Here is a 20,928-nt window from a genome sequence, read left to right on the forward strand (position 1 = left end):
CTTGTGCCTTTATGGACGAAACCTGTTGTAAAGCGCAGGTTGGCCAACGCGAAGCCACGACATAATGTCTTTAGTAAAACATTTTAGTACAATAGCCTTCTTTTTGAAAGGTAGATACACCGCCTCAATAGCCTGTACGTAGATGAGTGTTGCTTTGTGTGTAGTTACACAGCTGATGGCTAATATATTTATTTACAAAGGCTCTCGTGTTCCCAAAATCGTCAGCAGAACAGCTTCGGGCGAAAACGGGCAAAACAATGCGGGGCGGTGCGGCTGCAGGGCATAGGAAGTTTTTGCATGTGCGGTGGAAAGGAGCCTCGGGGCAAAATAATTCCAGCCCAGGTTTTGCCCGTTTTGCAGGGCAAAGGCCCCGAGCGCAAAGAAGCATTTCTGCTGACTTGAATTTTTTGGTACTTTTTGTTTCAAGACAAAAAGGACTAGGCCCTCCCGCGGCCATGAGCGGGCCGATGTTGCGGCTTCTACAAAGTAATTTCGTAAACCACAAAACATGAAGTATAGCTGGCGTAATGATATAGTCTTTGTTTTGCTAAATCGTTCCCCGAAAAGTAAAAAGTTCATTAAACCCCTCCCTGCCTTTGCGCTTATTTCAACCGCACCCCTCCCCACGGGAGGGAATCGAAAAAAAGAGGCTTCGGGATACGAAAACTCCTCGTTCCCCCAAAATCGTCAGCAGAACAGCTTCGGGTGAAAACGGGCAAAACGATGCGGGGTGGTGCGGCTGCAGGGCATAGGAAGTTTTTGCATGCGCGGGGGAAAGGAGCCTGGGGCAAAATAATTCCAGCCCAGGTTTTGCCCGTTTTGCAGGGCAAAGGCCCCGAGCGCAAGGAAGCATTTCTGCTGACTTGAATTTTTTGGTACTTTTTGTTTCAAGACAAAAAGGACTAGGCCCTCCCGCGGCCATGAGCGGGCCGATGCTGTAGCTTCTACAAAGTAATTTCGTAACACACAAAACATGAAACTATACCATCGGTTACGGAGATAGCTGACATGGAGTTTTTGCTAAATCGTTCCCTCGAAAAGTAAAAAGTTCATTAAACCCCTCCCTGCCTTTGCGCTCATTTCAACCGCACCCCTCCCGTGGGGAGGGAATTGGGAAAAAGAGGCTTCGGGATACGAAAATTCCTCGTTTTTCGGTTTACGATCTGCTTATTGCTTAATTCCCAGCAATTCAACTTCAAAGATCACCACAGATCCCGGTTTTATTTTGCCGGCAGGGGCATTGCCGAAGGCAAGGTCGGGTGGTACAACTAGTCTGTATTTGCTACCCACGTTCATCAACTGTATCCCCTCAACAATCCCCGGAAGCCCATTTTTGAGTGAAATTGTTAAGGGTGCTCCTCTGCTTGCTGTAGTTTCAAATACCTCTCCGTTTATCAATGTGCCATGGTAATTCACTATTACTCTATCGCTTTCTAAGGGTTTTGCTCCTGTTCCATCCTGTACCACTTCATATTGCAAACCGCTGGCGGTGACCATCACCCCGGGCCTTTTTTTGTTTTCCGCTAAAAAACGTGCGGCTTCATCTTTAGGATTGGCAGCGACATTAGATGCCCGCTTAGGTAGGGTATTTTTGATGGCCGTGTTGTTAACAATTTTTTTGCCCCCCGCAGTGGCTATGGACCAGGCTTCTAAACGACAACTGCCATTGGTTAATATTACACGTTGCCCGTTTTTCAGCAGCGTATAAGCAGCATTTCGCGAATCTATACCAACTATATACACATCGCTTCCAGCTATAGCAATCCCCGTGGGATAAACAGATTCTGCCCCGGTTAATTCTATTAGCTGGCCATTTTTCCAATATTTGGCAGTACCCGGGTTTCCGTATCCCGGGTAAAAGTTTTTTGCGTTGTCGCCAACAACCCCGGCTACATACACATCGTTTCCCGACACCGCTACGGCGGTAGCTAAACTTTCTTCGGTAGTGAGCACTTTGGTTTGCCCGTTTTTCCAATAAGCGGCCTGTTTGTTGCGTGCCCCAACTGCATATACCTCTCCATTCAACATGTTGATAGCCATTACCCTTTGCAGGTCGTTGCTGATGGCTTCCATCAATTGGCCGTTTTTCCAATATACGGGCATATAGCCGTACCGGCCAATTACGTAAACGTCGTTGTCAACAATATGTATTGTGTTAACCCCAGCTTCTCCCTCATACCCATTTGGTCCCGGTGGCTGCGGAAGCAATATCTCCTGCCCGTTTTTCCAATATCTTGGTTGCATTTGATCCCGCATTTTGTTTCCGTACCTATCCTGAAAAGGCTTAAATCCGTTGCCCGCCACGTATACATCGTTTCCTGATACGGCTATAGAAAATGCACTGGCCGGAGAAAGAGCGGTGCTGGGGAGCGCTACCAACTGTCCATTCTTCCAGTATACAGCCTTTCCATCAAGGTCGCCTGCCACATAAACGTCGGTCCCTGCTACCGTAACAGCTGTGGCAGAACCCCTTTCAGCATTCGTTAGCGGTATACCGGGCTGTCCGTTTTTATAATACATAGCGGTATAATTACCGGCGCTATTAGCACAGCCGCCGGCTACATATACATCTACCTGATTTTGACTTGCGGTGCTACGCTTAGGGGTTTGCGCTGCAATAGAGTTGCTAAATAAGTTGATCAAAACCAGATAGCACAAGGATGATAATTGTTTCTTCATTATTTGGTTTTAGTGCTAACAATGGATTGTTCAGCATTTTTTATGCGATGCATGGAAAGCTTGAAGTAAAAATAGCGATTTATTTTAGTTTTAAACTGTGTGGTGGGGGGACCCTCGGTCTGCGAGGGACTACGCAATTGCGAACTATGTAGAACTTAGCATGTATGGATTGCTTCGTACCTCGCAATGACGGATATTTGATATTGATAGTCAGTAACTTACAAACATATTATTGTAAGGAACGAAGCCACCCCGAACAATGCATGGCTGACCTGCACAGTTCGCGATTGCCGCGCTGCGCTCGCAATGACATCGTTGTTGTGAGGCGCTGAAGTAGACATGTCATCAATATTTTTTCAGGATCGTGTCGACGGCAATCCTATGAAATTAGGTACCCCGCACCCTCGCGTTAGGGATGGCAGCGGATACCGGCCAGCGCTTAAGGCCTGTGTAGTATGAGCGTACAGCCCGGCCCCGTTTTTACCAACGGGGAAACGCCCAAATAATTTTCGTGACCGGGGTAAGTTTGGCTGCCATAACACCAGGCGTTTGGCCTTGCTAAACCCTGGGCAAGGTGCCGCCGAAACACCTGAATTTTTGCCGTTTTTTGTCCGTTTAGTGTTAAAATAACAATTAATAACAGGTGAAAAACGGGCTGTTTTTCGGAGATATTAAGCCTTTAATTTTGTTGGTTATTTTTTGAAATTTTTTGAAATTTTTCTTGATATTTCTCGATATTTCTGCATCGTTTTTGGTTTTTTTTGGACTTTATAGCTTAAGTATCAGCTCTGGGGGCAATCAGGCACTTTTAAACCAACCACGGTATTGCCCGGCGATTTTTGTTATATTAGCGTCGCCACTATTTTAACTATTGCCATTGAAAAACAAACTCATTTTTGCGCTGGTACTCCTGCTGGCATCCGCCTCTGCCCACGCCCGGAAACCCCACCCCGATACGGTGAAAACCGGGGTGTACATTACCAGTATCCACGACATTAACTTTAAGGATAAAGAGTACACCATTGACCTTTGGCTATGGCTCAAATACAAAAACCGCGACTTTGATTTTGTGCAAAACCTGGAGGTGCCGCAGGCCAAAACGGTTACCAAATCGTTTTCGACCATTGATTCTTCGGGCAGCAAGGTGTACCTGCTCATGAAACTGCAATGTGTAATGAAAGACACCTGGGCCATTAATAACTTCCCTTTTGATAAGCAAAAATTGCGCTTCTCGATAGAGAATTCGCAGTTTGATTCGCACTCGCTGGTGTTTGTGCCCGATACGCTGGGCAAACATTTCGACCCCCGCTTTACCCTGCGCGGCTGGCGTGTTGACAGCCTGGGCATAGCTGCCGGCATCAAAAAGTACGAAACTGGCTTTGGCGATACCACGCTGGCCAAACCCCATACCGAATACAGCAACTTTAAGGTAACCCTAAAAATTGCCCGCGACGCGATGGGCCTGTTTTGGAAGATGTTCCTGGGCATGTATGTGGCCTTCCTGATAGCGTACATGTGCTTTTACATCCACACCGACAGCATCGATTCGCGGTTTGGGCTGAGTGTGGGCGCGCTGTTCGCGGTAATTGGTAACAAGTATATCATCGATTCGTCGTTGCCCGAATCGACCACGTTTACGCTGGTAGATAGCCTGCATGGCACCACGCTGTTTTTTATACTTTGCATTATTATATGCACGGCCTACTCATTAAGACTCATTAAAAAAGGCCAGGAAACCAAGGCCAGGCGCTTTGATTTTATATGTGCACAAGTACTGCTGGGCGTTTACCTGCTATTGAATGGCTGGTTTATATACGGTGCGATTAATTGAAGTTCTAAGTCTTTGAGTCAGGAAGTCCGGAAGTCCGAAGGGCCGCAGTATTAAGTGTTAAGTCAAGAAGTTTTTTTTCGACTTATGGCTAAGTGTTTATTTATGATGAAATAACATTATAACCTTAGGCCGCTTACCCTGTATTATCCCCAATATGGCACATTGCCTGTGATTTGCACCCTTAGTTAACAAAGGTTTTACGCCGATTAATCCCTGGCTATGGCGCAGATATTCATGGCTGTGCGGGTTACAAAGCCCAGCTTTTCATATACTTTAATTGCATTTGTGTTGCTTTGCAGCACATGTAAAAACGGGGTGCATGCTGCTGCTTTAATCAGCCTTACCTGGTGCATGATCAGCCTGCTGGCATAGCCTTTGCCTAAATGGTCGGGGTGGTTGCAAACGGCGCTTACTTCCATATACGGTAAGGGCTGTAACCTGCGCCCGGCCATGGCTACCAGTTCGTTGTTGATAAAAATGCCAAAGTAGTTGCCAAAATCTATTGTCCGGCTATAGAAAGGGCCGGGGTTAGTTAGTTTGGTGAGCGCCAGCATGGCGGGGATATGCTCATCATTTAAGGGGGTAAATTCCAGGTCGGTAACAGCAGGCGGGGCGGGGCTTTCAAATACCATTTGCAGGCATTTCATGGGGTTTACCACTTTCCAGGGGCGAGGTATTTCGTAGTCTCCGGTGCTGAAAACCGCTACCGTGCGTTTGGGTTGAACAATATCGTAAAGGGCCACGAAATTTTCGGGCGTGTTTTGTATCATTCCGGCAAAAGGCGATACATCAGGTAAAAAGCATTTAACTGTATCCGTACCTTCCGCAAGGTTTTGATTGCCGGTAATTGAGGCATTCCAGGCGGGATTATCAAGCGGGTGTTCCATTGGTGTAAAGGTAATGATTAGCTTTTTATTGACATGGAATTACCGGCAATGCGCTTAGAATAAAAAACGCTTTTGCCGGTGGCAGTTTAACTTATGTACTGAAACCTAAACAATGCCATATCAAATTTGGCGATTACCGTTTTAACGCTTTATATTTATCCATATTTCAAATTAAAAAATATAACTAATTGATTAATAATGTATTTTTTGTGAATTTGGTTTAATTTTTGTTGCACGTAACGTAACAAAGCGTTGCATATTTACGTCTACTAACTGAAAAACGATCTATCATGAAAAACAATAAAATTAAACTCAATAACGCGCTCACCAGCCGGGTGATAGACCTGCATGACCAAGGTTACACCGACGACTTTTTGCCCGTAAAAGATGAATTCTTTTGCCTTCAAAACAGCGAAAACTTTTCGCCTGCCGATTTAAACATCCAGGTAGTTGACCAATGCTTTGATCAATTCAGCAACACGTATAAATACATCCATACTATCGAAACCACCAACGGCAACAAAGGCCTGTTAATGGCCGATTTGATGTTTGCTGATATGGAAGCGGTAGGTTAACATACTTATTTGCGTAATGATGGGATTCATTCCGGTTAAAGTCAGTTCTCCCTTTTTAAAAAGAACACCGGTCTGTTTAAATTTCAACAAGCAGGCAATCGGCGTTTGTGCCGGCAATAATGGCCCCGGGTTGCTCCGATTTTTACATCAATAAAATTACTTGATACGATTTTTCCCGATCCGGCTTAAATTGCTAAAATTGCAGTAATGAAAACGTTACATTTATACTGTTAAACAGGCAATTCAAAATTTCATATACTGAGAAAATTAACCGGTTTGAGTATACAGGATTTGATCAGGCGTATCCAGATTAATCAGGATGAATCTGCATTTAATGAACTTTACAGGCAGCAGTTTGGTAAATTGTTTCAGTTTGCTTATTCATTTTTAGGAGATAAGGAGCCCGCCGAAGAGATTGTTAACGACATTTTTTTAAAAGTGTGGCTAAACCGTAAGGATATGTGCCAGGTGCTCAATATCCAGGTATACCTGTATGTTACCGTAAAAAATGCCTGTTTAAATTATTTAAGGGGCACATCGTCAAAACAACTCAAAGAGGTAAACATTGCCGAGGCTTATTATTTCCACCTGTCGGTTGATCCGGCCCAGCTGCTTATTAGTAAAGAGTTGCAGGCAGGCCTTTTAACAGCCGTTGATGGCTTGCCCCCGCGTTGCAAGCTCATTTTTAAAATGGTTAAGCAGGATGGCCTGTCGTGCAAAGAAGTGGCCGCCATCCTAAACCTATCTGATAAAACTGTATTTGCACAGCTCGCTATCGCGCTAAAAAAGCTCGAAAGTATCCTGCTTTAAGTCAATAGTACTAAGTCGTAAGTCTAAAGTTGTTTTTGACTTAGAACTTAAGACTTCGGGCTAAAGACTTTAAAATTTATTTCAAATTCTTTTAGGAAAATTTAAGTTGCCAGGTGTCCTTACACCAGATCGACTAAATTATGGGAAAATCAAGGTTTATTGAGCTGATGGCTAAAAAGATGGACGGATCGGCCAGCGAAGAGGAATTAGCGGAGTTGGAGGTGTTTTTAAAACAGTATCCGGGATATAAAAAAATTCAGCAGGTAACCGAGGCTTTAACAGGTACCCTTAAAAATACTGATTCCGTTTTACCGGAAACAGCCATAAACAATAAGCTTGACGAACTTTGGGTTAAAATAAAAAACTCCGAAGGTGCCGAAACCGAAATTTTGACCGGCAACGTGCAATCATTTAACTGGAGATGGATGGGCGCCGCCGCTGCTGTTGCCGCACTTGCTTTGTTTGGCTTTTTATTTTACAACCGGCAGGTAAAACAGGAGCTTAACGCGGCAGTAACAAAAAAGATTGATGTGCCCTTTGGTGAAATGATGCAGGTTATTTTATCAGATGGTACCAAAGTGAAGCTGAATGCGGGCAGTCATTTTTCGTACCCTTCGGTTTTCCAGGCCGGGCAAAGGGAAGTTAATTTGGAAGGCGAGGGCTTTTTTGAAGTAACCAAAAACCCGAAGAAACCATTTTTGGTGCATACCGCCGGCTTTACGGTAAAAGTTTTAGGCACAGTATTTAATGTTAAGGCTTACCGTAACGACAAAACAACCGAAACTACTTTACTAAAAGGTAAAGTGCAGGTTGAATTGGCCGACGATCCCGAAAAAAAGATCATTTTATCGCCCCACGAAAAACTGACCATTAATAACCCGGTAAAAAGTGCCGCTAACCAGCCGGCTAAAGCAGCCGTTGCCAAAATAAAATATGAAGTAGCCACCCTGCCCGTCATCAGTAACGATGCCTATGCAGAAAATGCCTGGATAGACCACAAAATTATGTTTGCTAATAATGATTTTGAAGATGTAGCCCGGCAAATGGAACGCAAGTACGACGTGCGGATAGTATTTACCGACGATGCATTAAAAAAAGAGCAAATAAGCGGCGTGCTTGAAAACGAAAACCTTGATACCGCGCTTAATTTTTTGAGGCAGATAGTGCCCTTACAATCAAAAATTGATGGCAATACGGTTTACTTATCATACAAGGCTAAAAAATAAAACAACATAACTAATACTAACTAAACAAACAGCACATGAAGAGAAACAATTACTTATCAGATTCCTGAAAACCCATAAATAAATAAGGGAAGAGGTGCAACTCTTCCCCGCAAAAATCTGGGATTTATCATTGTGAGTAAGCGAGTTGGAACCGAGCTTACTCTATCCATTAATTTTCAAAACAAATGTAATGAAAAAAACAACAAGGGCATTTGCAAGTCCATATGCCCCCGTATGCCTTAAAGTTATTTTGCTAATGAAAGCAGTTTTCTTTCTAATTTTGGTTACATGTATGCAGGTTTCGGCCAGTGTATACTCGCAACAAAAATTCACACTCAGCATTAAGCAAACCGAGGTGAGTGCTATACTTACCAAAATCCAGAAACAAAGCGATTACCGTTTCTTTTACAACTACGCCGCGCTAAAAAAGCTGGGCAAGGTTGACCTGGACGTTAAAAACGCTTCTATCGAACAGGTGTTGAGCACGCTTATGGATAATAAGCTGCCCTATAAAATGGCCGACGGCCACGTGGTAATCATATCAACCCCCGAAACTGCCAATACACTGCTGCTTGTAAAAGGCAAAGTTGTAGATAGTAAAGGCGAAGCGTTGATAGGCGTAAACATCAGGCTGCAAGGAACCAACCTGGGCACCACAACCGATGTTAACGGTAACTTTGTGATTAACGCGCCGGATAAAGGAGTATTGGAGATTAGTTATATCGGTTACGAGAAAAAAATCGTGACCATCGCCGGTGATCAGCCTTTAAACATTGTCATGACGGCATTGCCATCTGCTTTGGGCGAAGTGGTTGTGGTAGGTTACGGTACCAGTAAAAAAATGGATGTTACCGGTTCGGTAGCCAGTGTTAAAGGCGCAGATATTCAAAACCTGCCGGTAGCATCTGCCGCCCAGGCTTTAGATGGCCGTGCCAGTGGTGTTAATATTGTACGTAACGATGGTTCGCCTGGCGCCGCGCCAAGTATCCGTATCCGTGGTACAGGTACTATCAACGATGCCAATCCGCTTGTGGTTGTTGATGGTGTACCTACAAGTAATCCTGATGCATTAAGTGATATCAACCCTAACGATATCGCATCGGTAGATATATTGAAAGATGCTTCGGCGGCGGCTATTTACGGTACGCGTGCTGCCAATGGTGTTGTGTTGGTTACTACCCGCAAAGGTACTTACAATCAAAAATTAGCTACCAATATTAACTTTTATAACGGCTTTTCAAACACCACCAAGTATCTGAACCTGCTAACCGCGCCCGACCTTTATAAATTAAAAAGAGAGCGTTATACCAACGATGGCGCTGCTATTGAGGCACCCTGGAACAATACCTATTATTCCACTCAAAGAACCGACTGGCAGCGGGCCATCATGAAAACCGGCCATGTAACCAACGGCGATATCAATATCACCGGCGGGAATGATGTATCAACTTATTATTTTTCTACCGCTGTTTATAACGAAGACGGTATTATCGATAAAACTAACTTTAAACGTTTCAGCACCCGTATTAATTCAGAACATAAGGTAACTAATTGGTTAAAGTTGGGCGAGAACATCCAGTTGAGCTACGCCAATAACAATGCGTTTGACAATAACAATTCGCAAACGGGTTTAATCTTTTCGGCACTGCGCTTTAACCCTGCCATCCCACTGGTTAATGCCGATGGTTCTTATGGCACATCAAAGGCTTTCGCAAACCAGCTGGGCGATATAAACAGCCCGTATGCAACCATCCAGGAGGCAGATAGGTTTTACAAAAAATACCGTGCCCTTGCTAATGCTTTTGCCGAGATTTCATTTTTAAAAGAATTAAAACTGCGCGTAAACTACGCGTACGATGGAACCTTAAACCGGTCGTACAATTTTAATGTTGCCGATGTAAACCAGGCAAGGCAAAATACCACGTCGTCGTTAACACAAACCGAGGGCGAATTATCATCGCAATTGCTGGAGTCATTTATCACCTACGATAAAGTATTTGGCAAAAGCCATGTAACGTTTACAGGTGGTTACTCCTACCAAAATTTTAAAACATATGGTTTCAACGCCTCAAGATTAGGATATGATGATACCTCTGAAGATCAACGGGTACTAAGCCTTGGTAACAGCCAGTTCAATTCAAGCGTGGTTCCTGATCAATCGTCCCTGCAATCGGGTTTTGCGCGGTTATTTTATGATTACGATGGCAGGTTCCTGGCAACAGTAACCTTCCGCGCAGATGGATCATCAAAATTTGCACCAACTAAAAGATGGGGATATTTCCCGGCATTCTCTTTGGGCTGGAGGTTATCAAACGAGCAGTTCATCAAAAATATATCATGGATAAGCAACCTGAAGCTAACCGGCGGTTATGGCGAGTTAGGTAACCAAAATATAGGCACCTTTCAATACGCAAGCTTAATTAAGCTTGGCAGCACCTATGAAAATAATGGTTACACGTTTGGCGGCACAGGTTATACCGGTGCGGCGGTGTATAGCCTTGCCAACCCCGACATTGCCTGGGAGCGTACGGCTATGACCAATGTAAGTGTTGATGCCGGATTTTTAAATAACCAGTTATCAACAACCTTAACATGGTTTAACAAAAATACCAAGGATATGCTTTTATCACCACCAGTTGTAGGAGCAGCAGGCTCGGTATCTATCCCTAACCAGAACATTGGTACCATGAACAACCATGGCGTTGAGTTTGAGGTTAACTACCAGGGTGGTAATAAGGTAAAATATTCCTTTGGCGCAAATGCTTCATTCATCAAAAATAAGGTAACCAAATTAAATGGCGAAGGCACATTTGTAGGTTCAACTGTTTATGGCCGCTCAAGCCAGGAAATTTCAAGAACTTACCAGGGCCAGCCAATTGCTTCTTTTTATGGATGGAAAACCAATGGTTTGTATCAAACCCAGGCTGATATTGATAATGACCCGGCCCTTAAAAATGACTCGCGTAAAGCCAATATCAAACCTGGCGATGTACGTTTTCTTGATTTAAATGGTGATGGCCAGATTGATGGTAACGACCGTACAAACCTTGGCAATCCTAACCCAAATGTTACAGCCGGTTTGCAGGGTAGTATATCCTACAAGGGTTTCGATTTTTCGGCAAACTTTACCGGGGTGTTTGGCGTAAGCCTGTACAATGCCGATAGGATGCAGGGTATAGATCCTACTTATCCCTTTAACCTGTATGCCGAAGACTTAGGGCGTTGGACTGCCGCCGGTACAAGCAATACTATCCCCAGGATGTCGCTTGACCGTGCAAACGATAACTACCGCACATCTGACCTATTTGTGGAAAGCGGAAATTATGTGAGCCTTAAAAACGTCACTTTAGGTTACACACTCCCTATTAGCTGGACTAAGAAGGCCACCTTAAAAGGCGTAAGGCTTTATGCATCCGGTCAGAACCTGTTTTTTATAACCAACTATAAAGGCTATACGCCGGAATTGGGTTATACTAATGGTAACCTGCAAAGAGGGGTCGACGTAGCCCAGTATCCGTCGGTAAGAACAATCACATTCGGTTTAACAGTTAAATTATAAGATCATGAAATCGAACAAAATATTATATATGCTTACGGTGCTTGCCCTGATTAGCAGTGGCTGTAAAAAGGCACTTGATTTGAAGCAACAAGGTGTTTACAGCTCTACAAATTATTTTCGTAATGAAACCGATGCTGTTAACGCTATAACCGGTATCTACAGCATTTTGCCGGAAGAAGATTACATTGGCCACGCAGAAGCTACATTTGATACCCCATCTGACGATTACTGGCGCTCGGGCGACCACGGTGAGGATGAAGGTATTGAAAATTTAACTTACGATGCTTCAAACGCAGCTATCAGGTACCCATGGAAATGGAGATATGAAGAAATTAACCGCGCAACCAATTGTATCATCAACATCCCTAAAATCACCGCTATATCTGCCGGTGTCAAAAACCGCAGTATGGGCGAGGCCTATTTTTTAAGGGCCTTTGGCTACTGGCGTTTAATGATCATTCATGGCGATGTGCCTATCATTACCGAGGATGATTACACCAAACTAAATTTTAACGTTCCTAAATCGCCTATTGAGGAAGTACGCAAGCAAATAGAAAGCGATTTGTTGAAAGCCGTTGATTTGTTACCCGAAAGCTATGGCGCGGCCGACCGTGGCCGTGTAAGCAAAGGCACTGCGCTGGGATTGCTAACCAAGCTGTATATGTACTGGGAAAAATTACCGGAAGCTATTGCAACCGGCCAAAAAGTAATCTCCAATTCGCACTATGCATTGGCTGCTAACTATTCTGATAACTTTACCCGCGCAAATGAAAACAGCACCGAGTTGCTTTTCTCTATCCAGGCAGTACAAAACGTAGTACAAAACGACTTTACCGTTTACTACATCCCACGCCCATGGGGTGGTTACGGTTTTAGCCAGCCTTTACAGGGACTTGCAAACGAGTTTGAAGCTAACGATCCGCGTAAGGCAGCAACTTTATTAACTGTTGGCGATAAGGTTGACCTGGGCGATGGTAATGGTTTAACTACCTTTACTGCCGATCTGTCGGCAACAGGCTTTGCTTTTAAAAAGTATGCTGTATTTAACACAGCAGCCGATGGCGGTGGTGTTGACCATAGCTTCGCGGTGCCATTGATGCGGTCGGCCGATATTTACCTGTTGGTAGCCGAGGCGCTTATCCGTACACAGGGTGCAGGTGCAGGAGATGTATTGATAAACCAGGTGCGCCGCCGGGCATCAACATTGTTGCCGCCGGTTGTAGGCGCTGGCATGACACAACTGATTCACGAGCGCCGTGTTGAACTTGCCGGCGAAGATCAGCGCCACCAGGATTTGATGCGCTGGGACAAGAAAAATATTGTTGATATTGCAGCCATATACAATAAGGCAGTTTCAAAAGCGCCTATTGACCAATCTAAAACGGTGACGTTTGTTCGCCCTAAAAATTATTATTTCCCATTACCACAGGTAGAAATTGATAAGAGTAAAGGCGTTTTGGTGCAAAATCCAAACTTTAAGTAAAAATGATTGATTAAATGCCGGTAGCCGAACTGATTTGTTAAGTCGATTTGTTTGGCTACCGGCATTTTTATTTATATAACACCCTATACAAACAGAACCAGCTTTAATAATGAAAAAAGGTTTATTGATACTTATTGTTACCGCATTTAGTTTAAACACCTATGCCCAGGTTGATCAGAAAGCATCGTATGAGTTTATTGAACGTATCATCCCCGGCAAATCAGGTGCGTTCCTGGTTGAGCCAATAACGGCAGATGACAATAAAGATACGTTTGAGCTGGATAGCCGCGATGGTAAAATAGTTTTGCGTGGTAACAACGGGCTATCTGTAGCTGCAGCTTTAAATTATTACCTTAAAACCTATTGCTTTTGCGATATAGGCTGGAACGGTACCAATTTAAACCTGCCTGCAAACTTGCCTGCGGTTACTGCTAAAATACATAAAACCACGCCGTATCAATATCGCTATTACCTTAACTATTGCACATTTAACTATACCATGGCCTGGTGGGACTGGGCCCGCTGGCAAAAAGAGATTGACTGGATGGCGCTGAACGGTATCAACATGCCGTTGGCCATTACCGGCGAAGAAGCCATTTGGCAGGATGTATACAAAAGCATGGGCTTTACCAATAAAGAACTGGACGCATTTTTTTGCGGACCTGCCTATTTCTCCTGGTTTTGGATGGGCAACATTGACGCCTGGGGCGGTCCGCTGCCACAGCATTGGATGGATAGCCATAGGGCATTGCAAAAAAAGATCCTGGAGCGCGAACGTTTATTTGGGATGAAACCAGTACTATCGTCATTTACAGGGCACGTGCCGCCATCGTTTAAAGACAGGTTCCCGAAAGCTAAGGTTAAAAAAACCAATTGGGATGCCGGTTTTCCGGATGTATATATTCTTGACCCGGACGACGAAATGTTTGAAACCATCGGCAAAAAATATATCGAGGCTCAAAACAAGGAGTTTGGTACCGATCATTTGTACTCGGCCGATACTTTTAACGAGAACGTGCCGCCCACCAATGATTCAACCTACCTGGATGGGATGAGCAAAAAAGTATTCCGCTCCATGACTGCTGCCGACCCAAAAGCTGTTTGGGTGATGCAGGGCTGGATGTTCCATTACAACAATAAATTCTGGCAGCCGCAACAGATCAAAGCCTTGCTGAACGCGGTGCCTAACGACCAGATGATCGTACTTGATTTGTACAGCGATTCGCACCCGGTATGGAACCGTACCGAAGCCTACTATGGCAAGCCCTGGATCTGGAGTATGCTGCAAAACTTTGGCGGCAACATCAGTCTGTTTGGCCGCATGCGCCACGTGGCTGCCGATCCGGCCATTGCCCTGCATGACCCCGAATCAAAAAACATGGTAGGCATAGGCATAACCCCCGAAGGCATTGAGCAAAACCCGGCCTTGTTTGCCCTGATGCTGGAGAATGTTTGGCGCGATACGCCTATTGATGCTGATGCCTGGATAAATAATTATGCCCACAGGCGCTACGCGCAAGCCAATGCCAACGCAGCCGAAGCATGGGATATATTACTGAACACGGTTTACAGCAGCGGCCTGAGCGAGGGCGGCCCCGAATCGATTATTGTGGCCAGGCCAACCATGCACAAAACTATCGACAGGGTTTTAACCAAACTGAGCTATGATCCCCTAAAACTGGCCAAAGCCTGGGCTTTATTGGTAAACGCCGCCGATAGCTTGAAACAAAGCGACGGCTATCAGTACGATTTGATTGATGTAACCCGGCAGGTGCTGGCAAATTATGCATCGCCATTGCAGCAAAAAATGGCCGCGGCCTATAAAAGTGGCGATAAGGAAGCGTTTAAACAATATAGCACCACCTTTTTACAGCTAATGGATGATATGGACGATTTGCTAAGCACCCGTAAAGATTTTTTACTGGGCAAATGGATTAACGAAGCCAGGGCCAACGGCATTACCGATAAAGAAAAAAAACTGTATGAGCTGAACGCCCGCGACCTGGTAACCCTTTGGGGCGATAAAGAAAGCGGATTGAGCGAGTACTCCAACCGGCAATGGGCAGGCTTAATAGAAGGCTATTACAAACAACGCTGGGAATTATACTTTAGCCAGCTAAACAAAGCCATGGCCACAGGCGCCACCTTTGATGCCAAAGCATTTGACGCCCAGGTAAAAAACTGGGAATGGCAATGGGTAAACAAGCACGATAATGCCTATACTGATGTTGCCAAAGGCGACGGGGTAGATAAGGCGAAGGCTTTGTTTGCAAAATATAATGGTTTGGTGTTGCAGGCGGCTTATTGATTAAGCTGCTTGTTCATAACGAATGGTAAAATCCATGGATTCTGAAGGAAATATGGCGCGTATCGCATGGCGGTTAAGACTCACCCGGCGAGGCTGCGCCCGCCACCCTCTCTTCACCTGCGGTGTAAAGAGGGGCTTGAATGCTAAGTATAAATATATTAGAAAAAATAAATAAATAATAAATTTTCAAGCCCCTCTTTCCGGCGAAGCCGAAGAGAGGGTGGCGGGCGCAGCCTCGCCGGGTGAGTCTTAGCCTGCGTTCAAAGCCGAGCATGTCGGGAAAGATGCCTGTGGGGACACAGGCATCAAAAAAAAAAAGATAAGAAAAAAACGAGCTTCACCCTCTATGCGGCGTAAGCCGGAGAGAGGGTCGGCCAGTGCAGCGTAGCCGGGGTTAGTCGTCGCCTGCGTTCAAAGCCGAGCGTATCGGGGGAAGATGCCTGTGGGGACACAGTCATCGGGAAAAAATAAAAACTGTCATCCTGAGTAATCTTTATTTGCGCACAAATGATCGCGTTGCAAATGACACTTTTTTTTACAATTGATAATCAGTCAGTTACAAATGTGTCAATGGCAGGAACGAAGGATCTATTCGCGAACTGTTCTGGCGGTAATGCAAGGCTGATAGATACTTCGTTCCTCAGTATGACAGGAAAATAGTATATGTCATGGCGTTACGAAGGATCTATTCGCGAACTTTTCTATCGGTCATGCAGGGCGGTAAATAGCTCCTTCGTTCCTCAGGATGACAAAAAGGAAAATTGTAGTCACAACAACAAAAAACATTGAATCATAACCAAATGATCAAAAATATATACCTCTTTATAACAATCCTGATTTGCCTGGCATTCAATACAAAAGCCCAGGATAGTAACGACCATATTTTCCCGCCATCCACCTCCGCCAAACCTTATATCAATTTTGACAGCAAAGGCTTTTTAATAAATGGCAAACGCACGTTCATTGTATCGGCAGGGTTGGAGTATGCCCGCATCCCCCACCAGCTTTGGCACGATAGGTTGCTGCGCATTAAACGAGCGGGATTTAACTGTATCGAGATATACACCATCTGGAACTTTCATGAAGCGCAGGAAGGCAAATTTGATTTTACCGGCGACCGTGATCTGAACCTGTTTTTAACACAGGTAAAAAACCTGGGCTTATACGCCATTGTGCGCGTAGGCCCGTATTACTGTGCTGAATGGGATAACGGCGGCTACCCCATTTGGCTTAAGTTTAAAAAAGGCCTGAGTGTTCGGGAAGATAATCCCTTGTTTGAAAAATATGTCGACAGGTTTTTTGATCACCTTTTACCTATAGTGATGAATAACCAGGTAAACAAAGGCGGGCCGGTGATAATGGTGCAGTTGGAGAATGAGCACCCGAAAGGGTGGGGTACCGTTATGCCCGATGGCTATTTTAAACATTTGCAAACCAAAGCGCTGAGTATGGGCCTGCAGGTGCCTTATTTTTTTAGCGGCCTGCACCACGCCAGTGATCCGGCAGGTGATGGCAAACTGGATGACGCGGCAAGGCCAAACCCATGGTTTTCTACCGAGTTTTGGAGTGTATGGTACTCGCAATACGGCGCCAAGCCGGGCGACGACCAGCTTTACGACAGGCGCACCTGGAAGATCATCGCCAATGGCGGCAATGGTTATAATTATTACATGGTGCACGGCGGATCGAACTTTGGGTACACCAATAACGACGAGGACGCTGCATCATACGATTATGGCGCGGCCATTGGCCAGGCAGGCGATTTGCGTCCAATATACTATGCCTTTAAGCGGGCAGCCTGGTTTAGCCGTAGTTTTGAAGAGGTGCTGGAGAATAGTGTTGACAATAATGCTGCTTACAGCAATATTGTTTCGGAGCCTCACTTAAAAGTAAGCGCACGCAGAAGCCCTGCCGGTGCGATCATATTTCTGGATAACACGGGGCAGCAACCTATAACTACACTATTGGATATTGATGATAAAAACCTGACTGATAAAAAGGTAAGTGTTTTACCCGGCGAGATTTATCCGCTGATCCATAACTATAAGCTTAATGATGAGGTGATGCTGAACTGGGCTTTAACCCGGGTGTTTGCCATTGTAAGGCAGGGTAATACCACTACGGTTATTACGGATGCCGAAGCCGGATCGCCCTTGTCTTTATATTTTAAAGCCAATGGAAAGGCATCGACAGAAAACCCAAATGTAAAAATTAATGGCGATGAGGTGAGTGTTAACCAGTTGATGCGGGATGAAAACAAACCGCAGGAATATACTTTTAAAACGGGTACGCAAACCATTCGTATTTTAGCCATGAACAGGGCATTAACAGATAAAACCTATATCGAAACCATCGACAGAAAAAACTACATATTTACAGGTGCCGCCTATTTAGGAGAAGCCTCTGTTTTGGGCAGCCAGTTCTCAGCAGATACAGAACAGCCATTGTTGGCACATCAAAAAGAGCAGGTTTATATTTACACGGATAAAACAGCGGTGCCTGTAAAACAGATTCCATCAGTAACTGTCAATCAGCCCAAAACTATTGCGCTAAATAATTGGGAGGTTAAAAATGCCTCGGAGCCGGCGGCTGTAAATTATAATGCAGGCAAATGGCTATCATCAAAAAATCCGGCACCGATGGGTGCCGACGGCGATGTAACAGCCGGTGCCTGGTACCGTACTACACTTACAACCCCGGTTGCAGGTAAATACACCTTGCAGGTAAAAGGCGGCGGCAGGGGGCAGGCTTTTGTTGATGGCAAACCGGTGGCCCAATGGAAACTTGCTGACGGAGAGTTAACCCTCGACCTGAAAAAAGGCAAACATACCCTCGCCATTTTTGCGGCGCATGATGGCAGGGATAAGTTAGCAGCTTATCTTGGGCCGATTGATGAGGTAGATAGTAAAGGTGTGTTTGGTCCGGCTCTCATCAAAAAAGGAGGTCCGTTTATCAGCGAGTTAAGCAACTGGTATTTTGCCAGGGCCAATAAAATAAGCGATGTTAAACAAGGGCCGCCGGCGTTTGATACCGCTATATTTAAACCCTATAAAATAAACACCGATGTTTTTAATTTAAAGGAAGGATACGGCTGGTTTACCACAATTATACCACAACAGCCCGCAGGTACATCAAAAATAACCCTGCAGTTTAAAAGCGTTGATGAAAATGCTACAGTATTCATTAATGGCAAACAGGTATTTAAACACAACGGCTGGAACCAGCCTTTTGAAGTGAATATTGCAGATGCAACTACGTTAAAGGCACCTATACGGCTTGCTGTATTTATAGAAAACTACTCTAACGAAGGCGGTATCGATCAGCCAGTAAAAATTAATGCCATTGGCGATGCACCGGCGGTAACCGGCTGGAAAATGAAAGGCGGCCCCGGCGATGCGCTGGCTGTAAAAGGCTGGCAAAAATTTACCGGCAAGGGTAGAATCAATGCGCCTTGCTTTTACCGGTCAACATTTATCGTACCACAGGCAAAAGGGAAAACCTTTATCTGGCGGTTTGAGCCTAAGGGGCTGGAGCATGGCTCGGTATGGGTTAATGGGCATAACATTGGCCGATACCCCGAAAAGATACAGGTTACCAGTTTGTACATTCCTGAATGCTGGCTGAAAACAGGCTTAAACAAACTGGTGATTTATGACGAGGATGGGAAACAGCCCGGTGATACACGGATAGTGGCCGAACCGGAAGCAGGACGCACTACAACACAAACAAATACAGATATTAAATAATCAATGAGTAATCGTTATTTGGTTTTAAATTCCCCTTTGGAGAGGGGGCGGGCAGGAATGGTGTAATGGCAGGGGTGTGTTTGAACGCGCTATAACACACCCCTGCCCCTCTCGAGAGGGGAACCCACTGCACCGGGCCTTTTTGAATCAAATAGCGTATAGTCAATAAATAAATAAATAATAAAACATGGCACTAAGTACTGAAAGGTTTACAGCATTAGATATTTTTAGGGGGATGACCATCTGTTTCATGATCATCGTAAATGCCCCCGGCTCGGGCGCAAACGTGTGGGCGCCGCTTGACCACGCCTCATGGATAGGTTTTACACCAACCGACCTGGTTTTTCCGTCGTTCCTGTTCGCGGTGGGTAACGCGCTAAGTTTTTCGAAAAAGAAGTTTGAATCGGATGCCGCGTTTATCAGCAAAATATTTAAACGTACGGTTATCATTTTTTTATTGGGGTACCTCATGTACTGGTTCCCGTTCTTCCATCGCGTTGTCGATGGCTGGGCTTTTAACCCGCTAAGCCATACCCGCATCATGGGTGTATTGCAGCGCATAGCCTTATGTTATTTTTTTGGCGCCTTGATTGTGCATTATTGCTCTCAAAAAACAGCGGTTATCATCTCGGGTTTATTGCTGATTGGCTACTGGCTGTTTTTAATGCTATTTGGCGAGGCAGGAAAAGAATATACCATGCTGGGCAATGCCGGCACTAAACTGGATATTGTATTGCTGGGCAACGATCACTTATACCACGATAAAGGCGGCCCCATAGCTTTTGACCCCGAAGGCTTGCTAAGCACACTTACAGGGATAGTAAATGTGATAGGCGGCTTTTTAGCCGGCGCGTTCATACAGCGTAAAGGTAAAACTTACGAAACCGTGGCCAAGCTCATGATGTTTGGCGGGGTGCTTATTGTATCGGCCTTGTTCCTGGGTCAGTTTTTCCCGATAGCCAAAAAATTGTGGACGAGCACTTTTTCGCTACTCACCATCGGTATCGACCTTGCTATATTGGGCCTGCTGATATTTGTTATCGAAATAGAAAAAGTAAAACGCGGAACCAACTTTTTCCTCATCCTTGGGCGTAATTCATTAGCCATCTATCTGCTGTCGGAATTGCTGCTTACCGTTTTTCAAACCATATGGGTAGCCCCCAAACTGAGTTTTTACGATTGGATAAACCAGGTATTTTACCAGCGGGTGTTCCCCGGTGCACTGGGCACACTGGTATTTGCCATTTGCTACATGATGCTGTGCTGGCTGGTGGCTTATGTGTTGGATAAGAGGAAGATATATATTAAAATATAGTGGGTTGAAAAAGTATTATTTAAGAATGTTATCATACGCCAGAAAAACAACTGTACAATCGGCATCCGGAATCTTTGAAGGAAGTAACGAAAAACCGGCGAAAGACTTACGAAGTTTTCAAAACTTCGTAAGTCTGGATAAACTACGTTTTTGTCATCCTGAGGAACGAAGGATCTGTGCGCCATGTATAACCGACAGAAAAGTCCGCAGATACTTCGTCCCTACCCATAAGCCATCCAATTTTCCTGTCATCCTGAGGAACGAAGGATCTATCAACATTGCATATCAGATAGAAAAGTTCGCGAATAGATACTTCGTCCCTACCCATAAGCCATCCAATTTTCCTGTCATCCTGAGGAACGAAGGATCTATCAACATTGCATATCAGATAGAAAAGTTCGCGAATAGATACTTCGTCCCTACCCATAAGCCATCCAATTTTCCTGTCATCCTGAGGAACGAAGGATCTATCAACATTGCATATCAGATAGAAAAGTTCGCGAATAGAT

At 44.8% G+C, this 20,928-nt stretch carries 14 protein-coding genes; 9 read left to right on the top strand and 5 right to left on the bottom strand.

The window, feature by feature from the left end:
* Positions 1-192 precede the first annotated feature (192 nt).
* From AC1DXF_RS12640 to AC1DXF_RS12650, 3 genes are all read right to left on the bottom strand, one after another.
* Positions 193-426, bottom strand: a complete 234-nt coding sequence (locus AC1DXF_RS12640) for a hypothetical protein (protein ID WP_477449093.1) — start codon at positions 424-426, stop codon at positions 193-195.
* A 261-nt stretch (positions 427-687) separates the two neighbouring features.
* Positions 688-891 (bottom strand): hypothetical protein, encoded by a 204-nt coding sequence (locus AC1DXF_RS12645; RefSeq protein ID WP_477449095.1) that lies wholly within the window; start codon positions 889-891, stop codon positions 688-690.
* Positions 892-1,167: 276 nt separating this feature from the next.
* Positions 1,168-2,679, bottom strand: coding sequence for an FKBP-type peptidyl-prolyl cis-trans isomerase (locus AC1DXF_RS12650; RefSeq protein ID WP_477449097.1), 1,512 nt, complete (start codon positions 2,677-2,679; stop codon positions 1,168-1,170).
* A gap of 877 nt (positions 2,680-3,556) precedes the next feature.
* On the opposite strand from AC1DXF_RS12650, the gene AC1DXF_RS12655 reads away from it, so the two are divergent.
* Positions 3,557-4,510, top strand: a complete 954-nt coding sequence (locus AC1DXF_RS12655; RefSeq protein ID WP_477449099.1) for a ligand-gated ion channel — start codon at positions 3,557-3,559, stop codon at positions 4,508-4,510.
* A 206-nt stretch (positions 4,511-4,716) separates the two neighbouring features.
* Here AC1DXF_RS12655 and AC1DXF_RS12660 read toward each other — a convergent pair whose 3' ends face one another.
* Complete coding sequence (locus tag AC1DXF_RS12660; protein WP_477449100.1) at positions 4,717-5,397, bottom strand: GNAT family N-acetyltransferase; 681 nt, start codon at positions 5,395-5,397, stop codon at positions 4,717-4,719.
* 290 nt (positions 5,398-5,687) lie between these two features.
* On the opposite strand from AC1DXF_RS12660, the gene AC1DXF_RS12665 reads away from it, so the two are divergent.
* The 8 genes from AC1DXF_RS12665 (at position 5,688) to AC1DXF_RS12700 (ending at position 20,419) form a co-directional block, all read left to right on the top strand.
* On the top strand, positions 5,688-5,972 hold the full coding sequence (locus AC1DXF_RS12665) for a hypothetical protein (protein ID WP_477449101.1): 285 nt from the start codon (positions 5,688-5,690) through the stop codon (positions 5,970-5,972).
* 276 nt (positions 5,973-6,248) lie between these two features.
* On the top strand, positions 6,249-6,782 hold the full coding sequence (locus AC1DXF_RS12670; protein ID WP_477449102.1) for an RNA polymerase sigma-70 factor: 534 nt from the start codon (positions 6,249-6,251) through the stop codon (positions 6,780-6,782).
* Positions 6,783-6,922: 140 nt separating this feature from the next.
* Complete coding sequence (locus AC1DXF_RS12675) at positions 6,923-8,008, top strand: FecR family protein (protein ID WP_477449103.1); 1,086 nt, start codon at positions 6,923-6,925, stop codon at positions 8,006-8,008.
* 190 nt (positions 8,009-8,198) lie between these two features.
* Positions 8,199-11,567 (top strand): TonB-dependent receptor, encoded by a 3,369-nt coding sequence (locus AC1DXF_RS12680; protein WP_477449104.1) that lies wholly within the window; start codon positions 8,199-8,201, stop codon positions 11,565-11,567.
* A 4-nt stretch (positions 11,568-11,571) separates the two neighbouring features.
* The gene (locus AC1DXF_RS12685; protein ID WP_477449105.1) at positions 11,572-13,050 is read left to right on the top strand and encodes a RagB/SusD family nutrient uptake outer membrane protein; all 1,479 of its coding nucleotides are present in this window, start codon (positions 11,572-11,574) and stop codon (positions 13,048-13,050) included.
* 109 nt (positions 13,051-13,159) lie between these two features.
* Complete coding sequence (locus AC1DXF_RS12690; protein ID WP_477449106.1) at positions 13,160-15,358, top strand: alpha-N-acetylglucosaminidase; 2,199 nt, start codon at positions 13,160-13,162, stop codon at positions 15,356-15,358.
* Between the two features lie 800 nt (positions 15,359-16,158).
* A complete protein-coding gene (locus tag AC1DXF_RS12695; RefSeq protein ID WP_477449107.1) occupies positions 16,159-19,104 on the top strand; it encodes a beta-galactosidase in 2,946 nt (981 codons plus the stop codon).
* Between the two features lie 187 nt (positions 19,105-19,291).
* Entirely contained in the window at positions 19,292-20,419 is a 1,128-nt protein-coding gene (locus AC1DXF_RS12700; protein ID WP_477449108.1) for an acyltransferase family protein, read from the top strand.
* Between the two features lie 142 nt (positions 20,420-20,561).
* Here the strand turns inward: AC1DXF_RS12700 and AC1DXF_RS12705 are convergent.
* On the bottom strand, positions 20,562-20,928 hold a 367-nt coding region (locus tag AC1DXF_RS12705), incomplete at its 5' end, for a hypothetical protein (RefSeq protein WP_477449109.1).

This window comes from Mucilaginibacter sp. P2_A5, assembly GCF_056404995.1.

Coding starts and splice junctions, on each gene's coding strand:
- AC1DXF_RS12650 (WP_477449097.1), bottom strand. CDS start 2,679: ATGAAGAAACAATTATCATCCTTGTGCTATCTGGTTTTGATCAACTTA.
- AC1DXF_RS12660 (WP_477449100.1), bottom strand. CDS start 5,397: ATGGAACACCCGCTTGATAATCCCGCCTGGAATGCCTCAATTACCGGC.
- AC1DXF_RS12665 (WP_477449101.1), top strand. CDS start 5,688: ATGAAAAACAATAAAATTAAACTCAATAACGCGCTCACCAGCCGGGTG.
- AC1DXF_RS12675 (WP_477449103.1), top strand. CDS start 6,923: ATGGGAAAATCAAGGTTTATTGAGCTGATGGCTAAAAAGATGGACGGA.
- AC1DXF_RS12680 (WP_477449104.1), top strand. CDS start 8,199: ATGAAAAAAACAACAAGGGCATTTGCAAGTCCATATGCCCCCGTATGC.
- AC1DXF_RS12685 (WP_477449105.1), top strand. CDS start 11,572: ATGAAATCGAACAAAATATTATATATGCTTACGGTGCTTGCCCTGATT.
- AC1DXF_RS12690 (WP_477449106.1), top strand. CDS start 13,160: ATGAAAAAAGGTTTATTGATACTTATTGTTACCGCATTTAGTTTAAAC.
- AC1DXF_RS12695 (WP_477449107.1), top strand. CDS start 16,159: ATGATCAAAAATATATACCTCTTTATAACAATCCTGATTTGCCTGGCA.
- AC1DXF_RS12700 (WP_477449108.1), top strand. CDS start 19,292: ATGGCACTAAGTACTGAAAGGTTTACAGCATTAGATATTTTTAGGGGG.